Source organism: Aquaspirillum serpens DSM 68 (assembly GCF_000420525.1).
Classification (GTDB): Bacteria; Pseudomonadota; Gammaproteobacteria; order Burkholderiales; family Aquaspirillaceae; genus Aquaspirillum; species Aquaspirillum serpens.
Genome location: NZ_ATVC01000019.1, coordinates 1 through 18,832, shown reverse-complemented (window position 1 = coordinate 18,832; position 18,832 = coordinate 1). Strand labels below are relative to the sequence as shown.

The window sequence follows — 18,832 nt, the reverse complement described above, 5'->3', positions numbered from 1 at the left end:
CAAAAGCTAGTATTATCGCCTTTCTGTTTGGCTGATATTTAAAGCAAGGATCTCAACATGATTAAAGTAGGGATTGTAGGTGGTACAGGCTATACCGGCGTAGAGCTGCTTCGTTTATTGGCAACCCATCCTGAAGTGGAACTGACCGCGATTACCTCGCGCAAAGAGGCTGGGATGCCAGTGGCAGAGATGTTTCCTAGCTTGCGTGGGCGGGTGAATCTTGCTTTCTCGACACCTGATGAAGCCAAACTAGAACAATGTGATGTGGTGTTTTTCGCCACGCCGCATGGTGTGGCCATGGCAGAGGCACCTCGTTTGTTAGCCGCAGGGGTCAAGTTGATCGACTTGGCGGCAGATTTCCGCCTGCGTGATGCCGGTAAATTCCAACAGTGGTACAAAATGGAACATAGCTGCCAAGATGTGTTGGCAGAGTCAGTTTATGGTTTACCCGAAGTCAATCGGGCAGCCATTCAACAAACCCGCGTGGTCGGCAACCCCGGTTGTTATCCAACTGCCGTTCAGTTGGGTTTCCTACCGCTGTTAGAAGCCGATGCCATTGACCGCACCAGCCTGATTGCTGACTGTAAATCGGGTGTCTCTGGTGCTGGCCGGAAAGCCGAAGTGGGTGCTTTATTTGCCGAAGCCGGTGACACCTTCAAAGCCTATGGCGTAGCAGGTCATCGCCATTTGCCAGAAATTAAACAAGGGTTGGCTGCAATCGCAGGTACACCAGTGGGCTTAACCTTTGTGCCACACCTGACCCCAATGATTCGCGGTATCCATGCCACGTTGTATGCGCGGTTAACCAAAGAGGTCGATTTACAAGCCTTGTATGAAAACCGCTATGCCAATGAACATTTTGTCGATGTGATGCCAGCCGGCAGCCATCCAGAAACCCGTTCTGTCCGTGGTGCCAATACCTGCCGTATCTCGGTGCATCGTCCACAAGGTGGCGACACGGTGGTGATTTTGTCGGTTATCGACAACTTGGTTAAAGGCGCGGCGGGACAAGCGGTACAAAATATGAACCTATTATTTGGCTTCGCTGAACAAACAGGGATCGACCACGTCCCCTTGCTGCCTTAAAAACCCCACTGGTGGCATGATTGATTTTGCAACAGGTGGCCGCCATAATCCAAAGAGCCCGTTTTTAAGGAGATTGATCTATGAATGCCCCTGCCATGCCACTGGTGTTTACCGACAGCGCATGTAACAAAGTCAAAGAATTGATTGCTGAAGAAGGCAATCCCGACCTGAAACTGCGCGTTTTCGTCACAGGTGGCGGTTGCTCTGGGTTCCAGTATGGTTTTACCTTCGATGAAATTGCGAATGAAGACGATAGCCTAGTTGAAAAAGAAGGGGTGACTTTGTTAATTGACCCCATGAGCTATCAATACCTCATTGGCGCAGAAATCGACTATCAGGAAAGCCTTGAGGGTTCACAATTTGTGATTAAAAACCCGAACGCCGTGTCTACCTGTGGTTGCGGTTCTTCTTTCTCGGTTTAAGCCCCACTGATTAAGGCTGCCGCCGGTCAAGCCCAAGCAGCACACTGCTTGGGCTTTTTGCTATTTGTCTCATAGAGAGGTTCATCATGTCTGCCGGCAAACCTTTATTTCCGCCTTTGCCCAATCTCCCGCCGATGAATTTTGCCCGTGAATTTGAATTCACCGAGCAAGATTTCGAGCGTATCCGCAACTTTATTCATCGCAAGGCAGGAATTGCCCTCAATCCGACAAAAAAAGATATGGTATATGGTCGTCTCGTGCGCCGTGTCCGTGAATTAAAGCTGGCCAATTTTGCGGCCTATGTCAATTTTCTAGAATCCCCTGCTGGACGCGACGAACTAGAAGCCTTTGTTAACGCCCTCACCACCAACCTAACCTTCTTCTTCCGTGAAGAACATCACTTTCCGCTGTTAGCCGATCACGTTAAAAATCTCAGTGGCGAAATCAACGTGTGGTGCGCTGCGGCATCCACTGGAGAAGAACCCTACTCCATCGCAATCACCCTACTCGAGGCCACTGGTGGCCGCAGCAATATCCAAGTGTTTGCTTCTGACTTAGATACGCATGTGCTGAAAGTAGCGGCAGATGGCTACTATGCAGCAGATAAAGTGAATAAAGTTCCAGCTGCTTTCAGCTGCTTTGCAACAAAAATACTTTGAAAAACAAGCCGATGGTCGTTATCGGGTGAAGCCGGTTTTACGGAATATGATTACATTCCGGCAAATCAATTTGGTGGAAAATAATTGGCCGATTCGCAATAAATTTGATGCGATTTTCTGCCGCAATGTGATGATTTATTTCGACCGTGATACACAGTATGCGGTGTTAAAGAAATTCCATCCGTTATTGAAACAAAACGGTTTATTATTTGTCGGTCATTCTGAAAATTTGTATCACGCGACAGATTTGTTCAAATTACGCGGCAAAACGGTTTATGAACTGGCGGCACGCTAAACAGCGAACCCTGTGTAGAGAAGGATGAAATATGCGAGTGCTGGTGTTGGGGGCGGGAGTGGTGGGCGTCTCCACTGCATGGTTTTTGGCACAGGCCGGCCATGATGTGACCGTGGTTGACCGGCAAAGCCAAGCCGCCAACGAAACCAGCTTTGCCAACGGTGGCCAGCTCTCGGTCAGCCAGTCCGAACCGTGGGCCTCACCCGATGCCCCTTGGTTAGCAATGAAATGGCTATGGCGTGAAGATGCCCCCCTGTTGTTTAGATGGCGATTAGACCCACAGCAATGGGAATGGGGCTTACGCTTTTTGTGGGAATGTCGGCAACAGCGCCAGCAAAATAATGTCCGTGCCATGTTGCAAATCGGGTTGTATAGCCGCGCAGCCTTTGCTGAACTCGATGCCAGCCTAGCACTCGACTATCAACGCCGTTCTCAAGGGATTATCTGTCTATACGACCAACAACAAGAACTGGATCAGGCTGCCCAGATTGCCCGTGTTATGCAGCAATACGGGGTGGAACGACAGGTACTGAGTACCGCGCAACTGATTGAGATTGAGCCAGCACTGAAACACTGTGCCCAGCGCTTGGTGGGTGGGACATATTGTGCGACGGATGCCTCTGGCAATGTGCGACTGTTTACCCGTGCCTTGGCTGAACAAGCACGACAACAAGGGGTGGCTTTCTTATTTGGTCATCGCATCAATGCGTTAGAAGCGGGGGGAGATGGCCGGATCTCGGCGGTCTCGGTGACCAATGCCGAAGGACACTATCAAGCCTTACATGCCGATGCTTATGTATTGGCACTCGGCAGTTTCTCGCCCTTGATTGCCGCGACAGTGGGGATGCGACTGCCCATCTATCCCGCTAAAGGCTATTCAGCCACCGTTAACATCACCCGCCCTGATGCCGCGCCCGAGGTGAGCATGACTGATGAAGCCGCAAAAGTGGTGTTTTCTCGGCTTGGCGATCAATTACGGATTGCAGGGACAGCAGAATTCAGTGGATATTCTCATCACCTTAACCCCATCCGTTGCCAAGCCTTGTTACAGGTAGCTCGGGCATGGTTTCCAGAGGCAGCAGACTACGATCATCCACAGTTTTGGAGTGGCTTGCGGCCATCCACCCCCAGCAATGTGCCCTTTATTGGACGCGCAAAAGGGTGGCACAATCTGTTTCTCAACACGGGACACGGTACCCTTGGTTGGACGCAAGGCCCCGGCTCGGGCAAAGCCCTTGCTGAAATCATCAGCGGCCACCGCCCAGCGTGTGATTTTCCCTTTACGGGGCTTTGATTTTTTCTCTGATACGAAAGCCTTTATGCAAGCACTGACCCCCTACGAATTGCTCGGCGGCGAAGCCATGTTGCGCCGTTTGGTTTCACGGTTTTACCAAATCATGGATGAAGACCCTGTGGCATTGGAAGTCCGCCGGATGCACCCACAAGATTTGAGCGAGTCGGAAGAAAAGCTGTTTATGTTTTTATCTGGTTGGTTGGGTGGGCCAAGCTTGTATATGGAAAAATACGGCCATCCCCGTTTGCGGGCACGGCACATGCCTTTTGCCATTGATGATTTTGGCCGCGATCAGTGGATGCACTGTATGCGACGGGCGATGGACGAATTGCCCATCGAACCCGAACTGAAAAAGAAATTGGACGAAGCGTTGTGGAACACAGCCGATTTTATGCGGAATCGTTAACGGCGCGGCGGAATCGAATAAGTGCCAGTGACATGCGCCACTGGCTCATCCACCCCTTCAGAAAACAACATCACCTCACCCACCGCCAAACGCTGGCCAAGTTTTAGAATCCGGCCCTCGGCGATAATGTCTGCCTGTGGTGGTTTACGCAAAAAATTGATGTTTAAACTGGTCGTGACCGCTAACTCCACTCGACCGATCATCCCCAACACCACCGCATAGAGCGTGGCATCGGCAATCGCCATCAAAGCTGGCCCTGCCACCGTGCCGCCCGGGCGGATTAAATCGGGGTTAAAGTGCATTTTCATGGTGGCTTCACCATAACCAATGCTTTCGGTACGAATCCCAAACAAACGACAAAGCGGTAGCGCTTCGTCAATCAGTTGTTGGAATTCTTCTAAACCAATCTGTGCGCTTTCTGTGGACATCAAGTTTCTTCCATAAAATGATTTTATCGAGGCCGTTGGCCGCGTTCGATAATAACACCAACTTTTTTCACCCGGGGCAGAATGCCCAATTTGGTCACTGCCACCCGCACCCACGGCGCGCCAAACTCCTCGCGAATCACCGTGGCGATATGGTCGGCCAGCGCTTCTAACAATAAAAAGTGTTGTTCTGCCAACAACGTACGCAAACGTTCAACAACGACACCATAGTGAATGGTGTCGCCGATGTTATCGCTATGACAGGGCTGTTCGCTTGGAATACCGATGTCAAGATCGAGTTCGATGGTCTGCGGAGCCTGCCGTTCCCAGTCGTACACTCCAATGACCGTATCCAGTCGGACTTCGCGCAGAAAAATGATATCCATAAATTAAAGAGGCAATGCCGTTTCAGCCAGACAACAGGATGCCGTAGAATGCAAAGTCCCGTATTGTAGTGAAATCGCCATGCCCACGATAGCATTCATCATTACCGCTTACCTTATCGGCTCTTTATCATTCGCAGTCATCGTTAGCCGCGTTATGAATCTAGCCGATCCCCGCACCTTTGGTTCGAAAAACCCGGGTGCAACCAATGTGTTGCGAACTGGCAATAAATTGGCCGCTGCACTGACCCTACTAGGCGATGGCGCCAAAGGCTGGGTGGCGGTTGAACTTGCCCGCTACTTTGCCCCGCAATATGGCTTGGCCGATCCAGAGATTGCCATGGTGGCCCTTGCTGTGTTTGTAGGTCATTTATGGCCCATCTTTTTGAAATTTCATGGCGGCAAAGGAGTGGCCACTGCGCTTGGTGTGTTGTTGGCATTTCACCCGTTATTGGCCCTCGCCGCCTTGGGCACTTGGTTATTGATTGCCTTCACCACCCGTATTTCATCCCTAGCTGCGCTGATCGCTGCGTTAAGTGCCCCCGTCTATGGCATGTTCTTGCTGGATGGTGGGGTATATCTTGGCACAACCTTTATTCTGTCTTTGCTGTTGGTACGCCGCCACAAACAGAATATTTTAAATTTGTTGGCCGGCAAAGAAGGCAAAATCGGCCAAGATAAAAAGTCCTCCTAACGCGATTTTTTCTGGGCTGTAGTCAACAAGGGCCGCAGTCCAGTTAATACTGTGTTCATCATTTGCCGTTGAACTTGGGCTTTGGGGTGAATGCCGTCGGGCTGAAATTGATTCAGATCGGCAGCAAACCCCGCCACCAACAACGGCACTAAGGCAAGCTGTTGTTGTTTGGCTACGGCAACAAAGCTGTGTTGAAATTGTTGGATATATTGCTGACCGTAGTTGGGTGGCAATGTCATGCCGACTAATAACACCTGTCCACCTTGTTGCCGCACTAGCTTAACCATCGCAGTTAGGTTATGTTGCATTGCAGAAACCGGCAACCCACGCAAACCGTCATTGCCGCCTAATTCCAATATCACAATATCTGGCTGATATTGTTTTAACGCATGGGGTAGACGGCTCAGCCCGCCATCGGTGGTTTCTCCGGTTTGACTGACATTGAAAACCCGATGTTGCGGCGCCAACTCTTTGGCTAATAAATCTACCCAACCTTCTCCGGCACGCAAACCATAGCCAGAGGAGAGGGAATCTCCAAACACCAAAATGGTCGCAGCAAACAACGGCGTACTGATTAACAGCGTGCCACTGATCGCCAGCCATAGGAAAATTTTTCGCATGAGTTCCGTTTCTCCAGAATTGCCACCGATTTTGCAAGCGGTAGACGTTGTTAAACATGTGCAACACGCTGGTAGCAGCTTATCGATTTTGCAAGGGGTGAATCTCACCCTCTACCCGGGGGAAACCGTTGCCATTGTCGGTGCCTCTGGCTCGGGCAAATCCACCCTACTCGGTTTGTTAGCCGGTTTGGACCATCCATCGGGAGGACAAATTGCGCTGTTTGGCAAACCATTGGGGCCACTAGATGAAGATGCCCGTGCGCGGTTACGCCATCAATTTGTCGGCTTTGTCTTCCAATCGTTCCAGCTGATGCCGGCCTTGACTGCGCTGGAAAATGTAATGCTGCCCTTAGAGCTGGCAGGTGACCCCGAAGCAGAAAGCCAAGCCAAAGCGATGCTAGAACGAGTTGGATTAAGCCAACGTCTGGATCACCTCCCGAAATATCTGTCGGGTGGAGAACAGCAGCGGGTGGCATTGGCACGCGCCTTTGTCGCCTCACCAAAATTACTATTTGCTGATGAACCGACTGGCAATCTGGATGCGGCCACCGGCGCCCAAATCATCTCGTTAATGTTTCAACTGAATCGAGCACAGGGCACCACGTTGGTTTTGGTCACCCACGACAGCGCTTTGGCCTCACGCTGTGACCGTGCCTTTCACCTCACCGGAGGAAAGTTAGTGGAGCTGAGCCGTGAATAGTGTCTGGTCGCGCTTGCGTTTCGTCCTGCGCTTTTTCCGGCGTGAATTGGTGTCTGGCGAGCTGAATTTATTGGCGCTAGCGATTGTCGTCGCCGTCGCGGCAGTAACCAGTGTGGCTTTTTTTGCGGATCGTGTCGAACGTGGCCTGCGTCAGGAAGCCACACGCCTATTAGCAGCCGATTTGGTGTTAAGCAGCGATAAGCCTTTGCGTGAACGCTACGGCGCAGACATCAGCAAAGCCGGTTTTGACATCGCCGATACCATCAGTTTTCCCAGCATGGTGTTTTCTCGTGAGTCGGCACAGCTCAGTGCGATCAAAGTGGTCAGTACCGGCTATCCACTACGAGGCAATGTGGAAATTTTACAAAACGGCAAAGTCGTTTCTGGCCGTTTAACACCGCAAGAAGGCACAGTGTGGCTGGATGAACGCTTGCTGGCACGGCTCAATGTCAAAGTTGGCGACGTGGTCCGAATTGGGAATGCCGAGTTTCGGATTGCAGCCCAGTTGATTCGTGAGCCGGATGGGGCGGTGGATGTGTATAACTTTGTCCCTCGGGTCATGTTCCACCATAGTGATTTAGCACGCACAGCGTTAGTCCAAGAAGGCAGTCGTTTACGCTATCGCTTATTGATTGCGGGTGAAAGTCGTCGTCTGGAACGACTACAAAAAACCTTAGAAACCCAGTTACAACGCGGCGATAAAATTGAACGGGTAGAGGATGCGCGGCCCGAGGTTCGGGTGGCACTCGAACGAGCCCAACGTTTTCTTGGCCTCACGGCACTGTTGGCAGTGGCATTGGCAGCCGTGGCAATGGCCCTAGCATGCCGCCGCTATCTCGCCCGCCATTATGCCCCAGTCGCCACCCTGCGCTGTTTGGGTGCCACACAGAATGAAATTCTCTTCTTATTCTCTGGCCAATTTATCGTTCTCACTTTGGTTGCCGGTGGTGTGGGCTGTGTTGTGGCTTGGTTGACGCAAGAAATTTTGTTGCTGCCTTTTGCCAGTCTTTTAGGCACACAACTGCCACCAGCCGGATGGATGCCGTGGGTGAGTGGATTAAGCACGGGGATGTTGCTGTTGCTTGGCTTTGCCATTCCCCCACTGTTGCAACTGCGACAAGCGCCTACTTTGCGCGTATTGCGTGAAGATATTCAACCACAACGTGCGGGTATCCTAGCCTATGCCGCAGGCGCCACGGCGCTATTTGCTTTGATGTTATGGCAAGCAGGCGATGTCAAAGTGGCCAGTCTGGTTGCTGGTGGCTTCTTGGCTTTTATAGCGGTTTCGGCGGCCCTCGCGTGGGTGATGTTGGGCATTGCACGGCGGCTAACGCGGCATGGTAGTGCCATGAGTTGGCATTATGGAATTGCTCAAGCAACCCGCCGTCCGAGCTTAACGCTGTTGCAAATCGTGGCGTTGTCGTCGGGGATTATGGCGTTGTTGGTGCTGATGGTCGTACGGGGCGATTTGTTAGATGCATGGCAACGCAACTTACCACCCGATGCGCCTAACCGCTTTGTCATCAATATTCAACAGAAACAGTTAGATCCAGTGGCAGATGCCTTTGTGAACCAAGGCTTACCGGTACCGGATTTTGCGCCGATGATTCGCGGTCGTTTATTGGCGATTAACGGTAAACCAGTACGACCACAAGAATATCGTGACGAACGTACCCAACGCTTGGCCGAACGCGAATTTAATCTGTCTTGGAATGACACACTACCGAAAGGCAATCGTTTAGTGGCCGGCACATGGTGGGAACCCGGCGCCAGCGCGCAATTTTCAATGGAACGTGATATTGCCGAGCGATTGGGGATTAAGCTTGGTGATGAGCTGAAATATGAAATTGCGGGTACGGAATACCAAGCCCCCGTTACCAGCATCCGCGAAGTGGATTGGGACAGTTTCCGTGTCAACTTTTTTGCCATCGCTAGCCCTGCGTTGTTACAAGATCGGCCAGCCAGCTATATCACTAGCTTTCATTTGCCGGAGGATCGCGAAGATGCCGTCACCGCTTTGGTACAAGCCTTTCCCAACCTGACCATCATTGACGTCAGTGCTATTTTGGCCGAAGTGCGGAGCATGGTCGATAAACTGGTGTTGGCGATTCAATTTGTATTTGGCTTTAGCCTGTTAGCAGGGGTGTTGGTGTTGTGGGCAGCCATTCATACCACCCGTGATGAACGAGCTTTTGATGCTGCGGTATTGCGTACGCTCGGCGCATCACGACAACAGCTGATAAAAATGCACCGCAGTGAGCTAATTGCCCTTGGTGTGGCAGCCGGAGGCTTGGCTGCCCTCGGTGCCAGCGCGCTTTCTATTGGCGTCGCCACTTGGTTACTCGATTTACCGGTGAGTTTTAACCCAATGTTGTTCCCTCTGGGGATAGCGATTGGAGTATTTGCAACCTGGGCAGCGGGTATGCCAGCAGTCCGACATATCGCTAAAGTCAGTCCACTGGCAGCACTACGACAATTTTCTTAATACACCACAGAAAAAGAGACAACAGCAAACTGTTGTCCCTTTTTTAAATGCCGTACCACAATACCCAAATACCCAGCACGACAAATAACGCCGCAGCAGCCAGATGAATCCACCGAATAGGTAAGCGATCAGCAGCAAAATTACCAATCAATACCGCCGGCACATTAGCCAGCATCATGCCACAGGTAGTCCCCATCACCACGCCGAATAAATCGGTATATTTTGCCGATAACATCACCGTTGCGATTTGGGTTTTATCACCCATTTCTGCCATAAAAAAGGCAATCGTTGTCGCCATAAAAACACCGAGTTTTTCTTTCACAGCGGTATCTTCTTCGTCAATTTTATCTGGAATCATTATCCAGACAGCCATAGCAAAAAAGGCAAGGACCAATAACCAACGCAAAATATCGGGGGATAACCACGCCACAACCAATTGCCCCAACCAAGCGGCAGCAAAATGATTCAATACGGTTGCAACGAAGATGCCCAAAATAATAGGCAAGGGACGGCGAAAACGCGCAGCGAGTAATAAAGCCAATAACTGCGTTTTATCGCCCATTTCGGCCAAAGCAACGAGGCCGGTAGACATGAGGAAAGCATCCATCTATAGACTCCTTGGGGTTGCTCGCACCAAATGACCTGTGCTGCTGCAACCCCAACGGAGCAGGCACAAGGTCATTAGGTCTTGCAATGCGGATGCCGCAGTGAGCGCCATGATCGAGTGGATCAAGTATGTTGACGCGCACATTCAACCAAAATGGCTGAATTAGCTACTCCCCCAAAGACGGCGGCAGTGTACGCTGCCATGCAACAAAAAAGCAAGCGCGCAGGTTAGCTAACCCACGCGCTTGTTTGACAGCGGCTTAGAGGCTGGACTTATTGCGCTGCACTGCCTTCGGTCACTGGAATATCGTTTGGTGGCGCCATCGAGAAAGCGTGGCCTTCGTCAAGTTTCCACTCATTATGCAAACGCCACCCTTGTTTTGGGTCTTGCAGTTGCACATACCAATGAGCAGCAGAGGCCAGTTGTAAACGAGCTTGATAAATTCCGCCGCCTTGATGTTGCAATACGGCATGAATATCACGATCGGCCAAGGTGGGGTGCGCCAAGGAAAGGTGAAGCTGATCAGGGAACACAAACGCCTCACCCCCTTTTAACAACACCCGCACCGCAGCATTGTCTTCACTGACCATCACTTGCGCGCTTAAACCTTGTTTCAACGCCAACACATCGCGTTTATGATCGAGGTGAATTTCTTTACCGCGTTTGTAGTAATCGTCGTTTACCACGGTATCGTCGGTACTGGCAGCCAACCAAAACGTAATCACCCCCGCCACCACCACCACAGCTGGCCCAAGAATCAACAACCAAGGCCACCCTTGCCGATACCAAGGCAAAGAAGACGAACCAGAAGCGGGGGGGGTGATCATACTTACTCTCCAATAAAACTCGATTTTTCGGTTAAGTTCACACCACTCTCATCAAGAGAACGGATGTGGAACTGGATAGGATGGCTGCCTTTTGGCGCTTGTTCAGGATCGACGTGTACACGCACCACAATCGATTCATTACCGGTCGGTTTGAGATCCACTTCGACCTTACCACCATCCAATGTGATCCCTGGTAGACCAGAGACAGTGATAGCAAGTTTCTGGGTTTCTTCTGAAGTGTTCATTAACCGCAGGCTATAGGTATTTTCTAATAAGCCATCGTCCGTTTGTCGAACTAAAGAAGCACGGTCACGCAATACATCCACTTTCAAAGGCTGGCGCATCACAAACGAGGTTGTCCCTGCGACCAACACCACCAACAACACCAGACCATACATCATCACCCGTGGCCGTTTCAAACGTGACCACATCTGGCTTTCTGGGTATTTACCTTCTAGGGCATTTTCTGTGGTGTAACGAATCAAACCACGGGAATAGCCAACTTTGTCCATGATTTCATCACAGGCATCAATACAGGCGGCACAGCCAATACATTCATATTGTAAGCCGTTACGAATATCGATGCCGGTAGGACACACTTGCACACACACACCGCAGTTTACACAATCACCCAAGCCGGCGTCTTTTGGATCCACCCCTTTCTTGCGCGCGCCACGCGGTTCACCCCGTTGAGTGTCGTAAGAAATAATCAGCGTATCCGCATCAAACATCACACTCTGGAAGCGTGCATAGGGGCACATATATTTACAGACTTGTTCACGCATAAAACCTGCAAACAAGTAGGTAAAGCCACCATAAAAGAAAATCCAGAATGTTTCCCACGGCCCAAAATCAAACGTTTGTGCCGCAGCCAATAAATCTTTAATTGGAGTGAAGAAACCAACTAAGGTAAAACCAGTCCATAGCGAGAATAAAATCCACGCACTGTGTTTAGCAGTTTTAATACCAACCTTGCGTGCACTCATTGGACTTTTATCCAACTTCATCCGCTTATTGCGATCTCCTTCAATCGCTTGTTCTATCCACAAGAAAATCTCGGTATATACCGTTTGTGGACAGGAATAACCACACCATAAACGGCCAGCAATAGTCGTCCATAAAAATAGACCCAATGCGGCACACATTAACAAGCCAGCGAGATAAATAAAATCCTGTGGAAAAAAAGTTAAACCGAACAGATAGAATTTTCGCGCTGCCAAATCAAATAACACAGCTTGGCGACCATTCCACGTTAACCACGGAAAAACATAAAATACAAATTGGGTAATAATAACTAATGCAATACGCCAATTATTGAAAATCCCCTGAACAGCGCGGGGATAGATTTTTTTATGTGCCTCATATAAAGAGACTTCTTGCGCATCGTTCCCTTTGCCGGCAGCAACGGGTTGGATGGGTATCACTTTTTTGTCAGCGTTTTCAGACATGACAGTACTTTCTACAAGTAAGCGAAACAGGGCAGTTGTGGAGCGTGCAGCTTTTCGCTGCGACAGTATTACAATCCACTTTTTTCTTAAATGATAGCAGGAAGCGGCAACAACCGTTACCGTCATATTGTACTGCTTTGATGTGCGACAATCGTTTCTGTTTAGTGTTCAGTCAGGACTGCGCTTTTCAGCGCAAACAAAAAAAACGGTAGCCCATTCAGGACTACCGTTCAATGACACCTATGCAAGAACAGGTGTTACGTGCTCAACGAATGATTTGATACGTTGATTATTGTGCCTCTTGCAGCTGATCGAGGATTTGTGGGTTTTCAAGTGTCGAAACGTCTTGAGAAATTTCTTCACCTTTAGCAATCGAACGCAACAGACGGCGCATGATTTTGCCAGAACGGGTTTTCGGTAAGTTCTCACCGAAGCGGATGTCATCAGGCTGTGCAATCTTGCCGATTTCGTGCGCCACCCAGTTTTTCAGTTCAGCAGCGATTTTCTTCGCTTCTTCACCTGTTGGGCGAGCGCCTTTCAAGACCACGAAGGCAACCACGGCTTCGCCTTTCACTTCGTGAGGTTTACCCACGACAGCGGCTTCTGCGACCAGTGGGTTTGCCACCAGTGCCGATTCAATTTCCATGGTACCTAAGCGGTGACCAGACACGTTCAGCACATCATCGACACGACCCATGATCCAGAAGTAACCATTTTCGTCACGGTTGGCCGAGTCGCCTGCCAAGTAGTATTGGCCGTTAAATTCTTCTGGGAAATAGGTTTTCTTAAAGCGATCTGGATCACCCCAGATAGTACGTACTAAGGATGGGAAGGGCTTTTTGATGACCAAGAAACCACCACGACCTGGTTCAACTGGCGCACCTGATTCATCCACGATGTCGGCAATAATACCCGGCAATGGCAAAGTGCAAGAACCTGGTTTGGTTGCCACAGCACCTGGCATTGGCGCAATCATGTGGCTACCGGTTTCGGTTTGCCACCAAGTATCCACGATTGGGCAACGGCTACCGCCCACCACTTCGTAGTACCACATCCAAGCTTCTGGGTTGATCGGCTCGCCCACCGTCCCCAACAGGCGCAGCGAGGAAAGGTCAAATTGTTTTGGCAAATCCGAACCCAGTTTAATCAGGGAACGAATCGCCGTTGGTGCGGTATAGAAAATGCTGACTTTATGATCTTGAATCATGCGCCAGAAGCGAGTGGCATCTGGGTAAGTTGGCACACCTTCAAACACCACTTGGGTTGCACCAAACGCCAATGGGCCATAGGCAACATAGCTGTGGCCGGTAATCCAACCCACATCGGCGGTGCACCAGAATACATCGTTTGGCTTGCTGTCAAAAATCCAGCGGAAGCTGTTCACGGCACCCAGCAAGTAACCGCCGGTGCTGTGTTGAATCCCTTTTGGCTTACCAGTCGAACCGGAAGTGTAAAGAATGAACAGTGGATCTTCAGCGTTCATCCATTCTGGTTCGCAATCGGTTGCTTGGTTTTCTACCAATGCCGACCATGCAATATCACGGCCTTCGGTCCAAGGCACTTCAGTTGGGGTGCGTTGTAACACCACCACTTTTTCCACTGTCTCACAACCGCCCAAGCTTAATGCTTCGTCAACAGTTGCTTTCAGTGGCACAAATTTACCGCCGCGCACGCTTTCGTTCGCGGTGATCAATACTTTACCGCCGGTATCCAACACGCGATCACGCAAAGCGCCTGCCGAGAAACCGCCGAATACAACAGAGTGGATTGCACCGATACGCGCACATGCCTGCATCGCCACAATAGCCTCGGTCACCATCGGCAGGTAAATCACAACACGGTCGCCTTTTTGCACACCGAGGGATTTCAAACCATTCGCAAATTGACAAACTTTTTCGTACAGCTCACGGTAAGTGATGTTTTCCACTTTGCCGTCATCTGCTTCAAAAATGATGGCAACTTTGTCGGCTTTGTCAGCCAAGTGGCGGTCGATACAGTTGTAGGAAACGTTCAGTTCACCATCATCGAACCATTTGAAGAAGGGTGGATTGCTGTCATCCAACACACGGGTAAATGGTTTTTTCCAAGAGATCAGCTCGTTTGCCAAATTACCCCAGAAACCTGCGTAGTCGTTATTGGCTTGTTCACACAGGTTGTTGTAACCCTCCATGCCCGACACAGTTGCTTTTTGACGGAACTCTTCGGTTGGTGGGAAAGTGCGAGTTTCTTTCAACACGGATTCGATAGTGGACATCTTGATCATCTCCTAAACAGATGAATACTTAGAGTTTGTTACCCCTGTCACCGACAAGGGTAACTCCGAACAACAATTAGTGTTTCGAAGCACCAGCAGCACCGATACCAGTCATGGAGCGCACGAACTGAGCATCGAAGCGACCTTTTTCTTCTTGTGCCTGACGGGAGCTGTCAGTCACCGAGAACAACCAAGTCGAGAAGAAGGCCAAAGTCATGGAGAACAGCGCTGGGTTCTTGTATGGGAACAGCTCAGAACCTTTCGCATGACCTAACACTTCCACCCACACAGTTGGGCCAAACACGATCAACACGACAGCAGAAGTCAGACCGATAAAGCCACCGATCACCGCGCCGCGAGTGGTCAGACCTTTCCAGAACATGGAAAGGAACAACACAGGGAAGTTAGCCGAAGCTGCAATCGAGAACGCCAGACCGACCATGAAGGCGATGTTTTGTTTTTCGAAAGCGATACCCAAGATGATGGACAACACACCCAAGACCAGAGTAGTCATCTTGGATACGCGCATCTCATCTTTCTCGTTAGCTTTGCCTTTCTTGATCACCGAAGCGTACAAGTCATGCGACACAGCAGAAGCACCAGACAGTGCCAAACCAGCCACCACCGCCAAAATCGTGGCGAAAGCAACCGCAGAGATAAAGCCTAAGAACAAGTCACCACCCACAGCTTTTGCCAAGTGAACAGCAACCATGTTGTTACCACCAACGATCTTGCCTGCATCATCCAAGAAGTTAGGGTTGGTACCGACCAAGAAGATGGCGCCGAAACCGATGATGAAGGTCAGGATGTAGAAGTAACCGATGAAACCAGTTGCGAAAAACACCGACTTACGTGCTTCTTTTGCGTTACCCACAGTGAAGAAACGCATCAGGATGTGTGGCAAACCAGCAGTACCAAACATCAACGCCAAGCCCAAGGAAATCGCATCAATTGGGTTCGATACCAGACCACCAGGTGCCATAATGGCGGTGGCTTTTGGATGGTTTTCCACGGCTTTAGCAAACATCGCTTCTGGGCTGAAACCAACCGAAACCAGCACCATCAGTGCCATAAAGGAAGCACCAGACAGCAGGATGACGGCTTTAATAATTTGCACCCAAGTGGTTGCCAACATACCGCCGAACATCACGTACATCACCATCAGTACACCAACAAGCACAACAGCAATTGCGTAATCAAGACCGAACAGCAATTGGATCAGCTTACCTGCACCCACCATCTGAGCGATCAGATATAAGGCAACCACAACCAAGGTACCGGTAGCGGCTAAGATACGGACGGGGGTTTGTGCCAAACGGTAGGATGCCACGTCGGCAAAAGTGAACTTACCTAGGTTACGCAGACGCTCTGCCACCAAGAACAGAATCACAGGCCAGCCGACCAAGAAGCCGATGGAATAAATTAAACCATCGTAGCCCTTGTCGAACACCATCGCCGAAATACCCAAGAACGACGCAGCAGACATATAGTCACCGGCAATCGCCAAGCCGTTTTGGAAACCAGAAATACCACCGCCAGCGGTGTAGAAGTCAGAAGCGGATTGCGTCCGACGGGCTGCCCAGTAAGTAATACCGAGCGTAAAACCGACGAAAGCGAAGAACATGATGATGGCAGACCAGTTGGTTGCCTTGGCTTTTTGCACTTCACCTTCAACTGCGCCGGCAGCAAAAGCGGCGGCAGAGAGACCCACCAGCGCCAAGGCGCCTAAAATTTGCGGAATACGGCGATTCATCACTTTCTAGCCTCCTCAACCACTTCTTGAGTTAAGCGGTCAAACTCACCGTTTGCACGCTGCACATAAATTCCGGTTAATACAAAGGCTGAAATGATCACACCCAAACCCACTGGAATGCCCACTGTGGTAATACCACCGCTCAGAGATGCACCTAAGCCGCTAGGATTGAAAGCTAATACCAGAATGAAGCCATAGTAGATCGCCAGCATCACGATGGAGAGCATCCACCCAAAGCCAGTTTTCTTTTGGACAAGTTCTTGAAACTTCGGATTAGCCTGCACTCGAGCAACGATTTCCTCATTGTTCATACATTTCCTCACTTTCTCATTATTAAGCGTGGACTTATAAATGGCCCACTGCGGCGGAGACTCTACGAAAGGAACAAGGCGCTTGGCTAATCGCAATTACTGATGCAAAAAATCAGCATGACAAATGATGCAAAGCAACATCACTTAAAAATCATGATGTTATGGTCTATTTTCCGTCATAAACTTTGGTTAAAATTGTGAAAAAAAATCGAGAGAGATTGACGGATTTGCTTACAGTGCGGAACATTCCGTTACAAGAATAATGACAATCAAAAAACCAAGGGGACGCATAAAGTGGAAATCTACCAACTACGAACTTTCGTGACAGTGGCCCAACAAGGTCACCTTACCCAAGCGGCTGAATTACTTCACTTAAGTCAACCAGCGGTCACCGCCCAAATTAAGGCCCTTGAAGAAGACTTTGGGATGCCGTTATTTGAGCGCAGCACTGGTGGTGTTACCTTGACGCGAGTGGGGCAAGAATTATTACCACAGGCTCAGGCGATTCTGACAGCAGCACGCGATTTGATGAATCATTCGCGGATGCTAAAAGGAGAGATGAAAGGGAAAGCGTTAATTGGCACCATCACCACCCCAGAGATGACCAATATCGGGCCGTGGGTGGCTGCATTAGCCGAGAAATACCCATTGATTGATATCCAACTGCAGCATGGTGTAACAGGGCAAATTCTCAATAAAGTTCGCAAGAAAGAATTAGATGCTGGCTTTTATATTGGCAATAACCCGTATGTCAATGTCAACACACTCACTTTGACCGAATTGTGCTTCCGTGTCGTTGCACCTGCGGCTTGGCAGTCGCGCATAGAGGGCCTACAGCCCAGAGAACTCGGCAAATTACCTTGGATTGGCATTTCCCAACTGTCTAGCTTACACAGGCTTACCACTGAGTTATGGCGTGAACTCAATATCGCCCCGAAAAAAATAGCTGAGATCGACCATGTTCCTACCATCTGTAGTGTCGTTGAATCGGGGGTAGGATTGGCTTTAATGCGTGAGGATGAGGCCAAACCGCTTGAAGCGCAGGGGCGGTTATGTTTAATCCCTCATATTGAAAAACGGGCAGATCTGCAATTTGTCTATCCAGCAGAGCGCGAAGGAGAACCAATATTGCAGGCGTTACTATCCGAATTAGTTTCAGTGTGGAAAATATGACGTTAATTTACTAAATAGGGCAAGTTGCTGTTGACATTGAACTAATTTGCAATAGACTAGCTTAAGTGCTAGACACACACAAAATGATCAACAGCAATTCCTGTCCTGACAGAGGCGTCCCATGCAAAAACAAGACTTTCCTTTTGCATTACAAGAAGTCACCGAAATGCTTTCACGGCATCATCGTCAGCTCTTAGACGCCCAGTTCAACTGGTATCGCGCCTTGCTACAAGGCAGACAACCAGTTAATCGAGACACTGTGCCGCCTGTTATCTCAGAAAATGTTGAACGCACAATCGAAGCTTCCAACCATTTGTTACAAGCGCATGTCTGTGCACAGAATGATCTATTACAACTCTCTGAAAAATGGCTTAGCCATTGGCAACGTAGCCTGCGTTACCTAACACAAGAAACCAATCCAAGCGGAGCTGAAGTGCTTAAACCTGCCTTTGTTTTTAGCGAAACAGCCGTTGAGTCTCTATCGAAAGCCTCTAGACAGATCAATCAATTCTCTTGTGTGCGCTTTGGCAATGCCATGTTAAAAGCCTCCAGCTGTGCACAAACCATGCTACAGCCTAAAACACCTTCTCATCTGCGCAATCACTAAGCTATTTCATCCATATAAAAAGCCCCGAACATCGGGGCTTAATTATTTTTTCTTTGGGATAAAAGCCAAAAGCCCCTGACAAACTGATTGTCAGGGGCTTTTGTAATGGGGGGCTTGGCGGAGACCTACTTTCACACAGGGATCTGCACTATCATCGGCGCTGAGTCGTTTCACGGTCCTGTTCGGGAAGGGAAGGGGTGGTACCAACTCGCTATGGCCGCCAAGCAAAAAGGGGTGAGAAGAAGTAAAGAATTGGGTTAGATTGTGTAAGTGTCGCTACTTATAGGATCAAGCCACACGAGCAATTAGTATCGGTTAGCTTAACGCATTACTGCGCTTCCACACCCGACCTATCAACGTTGTGGTCTTCAACGACTCTTTAG

20 protein-coding genes and 2 rRNA genes are annotated in these 18,832 nt (G+C 49.8%); 11 read left to right on the top strand and 11 right to left on the bottom strand.

Annotated features, from left to right (window positions below; genetic code table 11):
- Positions 1–57 precede the first annotated feature (57 nt).
- The 6 genes from argC (at position 58) to G465_RS0105435 (ending at position 4,162) form a co-directional block, all read left to right on the top strand.
- Positions 58–1,086, top strand: a complete 1,029-nt coding sequence (gene argC / locus G465_RS0105455) for an N-acetyl-gamma-glutamyl-phosphate reductase (RefSeq protein WP_022653467.1) — start codon at positions 58–60, stop codon at positions 1,084–1,086.
- Positions 1,087–1,166: 80 nt separating this feature from the next.
- Entirely contained in the window at positions 1,167–1,508 is a 342-nt protein-coding gene (erpA, locus tag G465_RS0105450) for an iron-sulfur cluster insertion protein ErpA (protein WP_022653466.1), read from the top strand.
- An 86-nt stretch (positions 1,509–1,594) separates the two neighbouring features.
- Positions 1,595–2,167 (top strand): CheR family methyltransferase, encoded by a 573-nt coding sequence (locus tag G465_RS13645; protein ID WP_245556754.1) that lies wholly within the window; start codon positions 1,595–1,597, stop codon positions 2,165–2,167.
- Positions 2,148–2,462: a CheR family methyltransferase gene (locus G465_RS16160; RefSeq protein WP_245556753.1), complete on the top strand. Its 315-nt coding sequence runs from the start codon at positions 2,148–2,150 to the stop codon at positions 2,460–2,462. Before G465_RS13645 ends, G465_RS16160 begins: the two co-directional genes overlap by 20 nt.
- Before the next feature lie 31 nt (positions 2,463–2,493).
- Positions 2,494–3,756: a D-amino acid dehydrogenase gene (locus G465_RS0105440; RefSeq protein WP_022653465.1), complete on the top strand. Its 1,263-nt coding sequence runs from the start codon at positions 2,494–2,496 to the stop codon at positions 3,754–3,756.
- Positions 3,757–3,781: 25 nt separating this feature from the next.
- Positions 3,782–4,162: a group II truncated hemoglobin gene (locus G465_RS0105435; RefSeq protein ID WP_027405201.1), complete on the top strand. Its 381-nt coding sequence runs from the start codon at positions 3,782–3,784 to the stop codon at positions 4,160–4,162.
- Here the strand turns inward: G465_RS0105435 and G465_RS0105430 are convergent.
- A complete protein-coding gene (locus G465_RS0105430; RefSeq protein WP_022653463.1) occupies positions 4,159–4,590 on the bottom strand; it encodes a PaaI family thioesterase in 432 nt (143 codons plus the stop codon). The two genes, G465_RS0105435 and G465_RS0105430, sit on opposite strands and share 4 nt — an antisense overlap.
- A 23-nt stretch (positions 4,591–4,613) precedes the next feature.
- Positions 4,614–4,973: a dihydroneopterin aldolase gene (locus G465_RS0105425; protein WP_022653462.1), complete on the bottom strand. Its 360-nt coding sequence runs from the start codon at positions 4,971–4,973 to the stop codon at positions 4,614–4,616.
- Between the two features lie 79 nt (positions 4,974–5,052).
- Here G465_RS0105425 and plsY point away from each other — a divergent pair, with 79 nt between their 5' ends.
- Positions 5,053–5,664, top strand: coding sequence for a glycerol-3-phosphate 1-O-acyltransferase PlsY (plsY, locus tag G465_RS0105420; RefSeq protein WP_022653461.1), 612 nt, complete (start codon positions 5,053–5,055; stop codon positions 5,662–5,664).
- On the opposite strand, the gene G465_RS0105415 is transcribed toward plsY, so the two are convergent.
- Positions 5,661–6,284, bottom strand: coding sequence for an arylesterase (locus tag G465_RS0105415; protein ID WP_022653460.1), 624 nt, complete (start codon positions 6,282–6,284; stop codon positions 5,661–5,663). The genes plsY and G465_RS0105415 overlap by 4 nt on opposite strands.
- Here G465_RS0105415 and G465_RS0105410 point away from each other — a divergent pair.
- Both G465_RS0105410 and G465_RS0105405 read left to right on the top strand, forming a co-directional pair.
- Positions 6,283–6,984 (top strand): ABC transporter ATP-binding protein, encoded by a 702-nt coding sequence (locus G465_RS0105410; RefSeq protein ID WP_022653459.1) that lies wholly within the window; start codon positions 6,283–6,285, stop codon positions 6,982–6,984. The genes G465_RS0105415 and G465_RS0105410 overlap by 2 nt on opposite strands.
- Positions 6,977–9,469, top strand: a complete 2,493-nt coding sequence (locus tag G465_RS0105405) for an ABC transporter permease (protein ID WP_022653458.1) — start codon at positions 6,977–6,979, stop codon at positions 9,467–9,469. The genes G465_RS0105410 and G465_RS0105405 overlap by 8 nt, the downstream gene beginning before the upstream one ends.
- A gap of 43 nt (positions 9,470–9,512) precedes the next feature.
- Here G465_RS0105405 and G465_RS0105400 read toward each other — a convergent pair whose 3' ends face one another.
- The 6 genes from G465_RS0105400 to G465_RS0105375 form a co-directional block, all read right to left on the bottom strand.
- Positions 9,513–10,076 (bottom strand): TMEM165/GDT1 family protein, encoded by a 564-nt coding sequence (locus G465_RS0105400; protein WP_022653457.1) that lies wholly within the window; start codon positions 10,074–10,076, stop codon positions 9,513–9,515.
- Positions 10,077–10,348: 272 nt separating this feature from the next.
- Entirely contained in the window at positions 10,349–10,903 is a 555-nt protein-coding gene (locus tag G465_RS0105395) for a FixH family protein (RefSeq protein ID WP_022653456.1), read from the bottom strand.
- 2 nt (positions 10,904–10,905) lie between these two features.
- Positions 10,906–12,351: a cytochrome c oxidase accessory protein CcoG gene (gene ccoG, locus G465_RS0105390; protein ID WP_022653455.1), complete on the bottom strand. Its 1,446-nt coding sequence runs from the start codon at positions 12,349–12,351 to the stop codon at positions 10,906–10,908.
- 289 nt (positions 12,352–12,640) lie between these two features.
- Positions 12,641–14,605 (bottom strand): acetate--CoA ligase, encoded by a 1,965-nt coding sequence (acs, locus tag G465_RS0105385; protein ID WP_022653454.1) that lies wholly within the window; start codon positions 14,603–14,605, stop codon positions 12,641–12,643.
- A 76-nt stretch (positions 14,606–14,681) separates the two neighbouring features.
- Positions 14,682–16,358 carry a cation acetate symporter gene (locus G465_RS0105380; RefSeq protein WP_022653453.1) on the bottom strand — a complete coding sequence of 559 codons (1,677 nt, stop codon included), beginning with the start codon at positions 16,356–16,358 and terminating at the stop codon, positions 14,682–14,684.
- Positions 16,358–16,669 carry a DUF485 domain-containing protein gene (locus G465_RS0105375; RefSeq protein WP_022653452.1) on the bottom strand — a complete coding sequence of 104 codons (312 nt, stop codon included), beginning with the start codon at positions 16,667–16,669 and terminating at the stop codon, positions 16,358–16,360. The genes G465_RS0105380 and G465_RS0105375 overlap by 1 nt, the downstream gene beginning before the upstream one ends.
- A gap of 294 nt (positions 16,670–16,963) precedes the next feature.
- On the opposite strand from G465_RS0105375, the gene G465_RS0105365 reads away from it, so the two are divergent.
- Positions 16,964–17,842, top strand: coding sequence for a LysR family transcriptional regulator (locus G465_RS0105365; RefSeq protein ID WP_027405196.1), 879 nt, complete (start codon positions 16,964–16,966; stop codon positions 17,840–17,842).
- A 121-nt stretch (positions 17,843–17,963) separates the two neighbouring features.
- Entirely contained in the window at positions 17,964–18,449 is a 486-nt protein-coding gene (locus G465_RS0105360) for a hypothetical protein (protein ID WP_022653450.1), read from the top strand.
- 112 nt (positions 18,450–18,561) lie between these two features.
- On the opposite strand, the gene rrf is transcribed toward G465_RS0105360, so the two are convergent.
- A 5S ribosomal RNA gene (gene rrf, locus G465_RS0105355) occupies positions 18,562–18,674 on the bottom strand.
- A gap of 59 nt (positions 18,675–18,733) precedes the next feature.
- Positions 18,734–18,832 (bottom strand): 23S ribosomal RNA (locus G465_RS0105350); the annotation flags it as partial.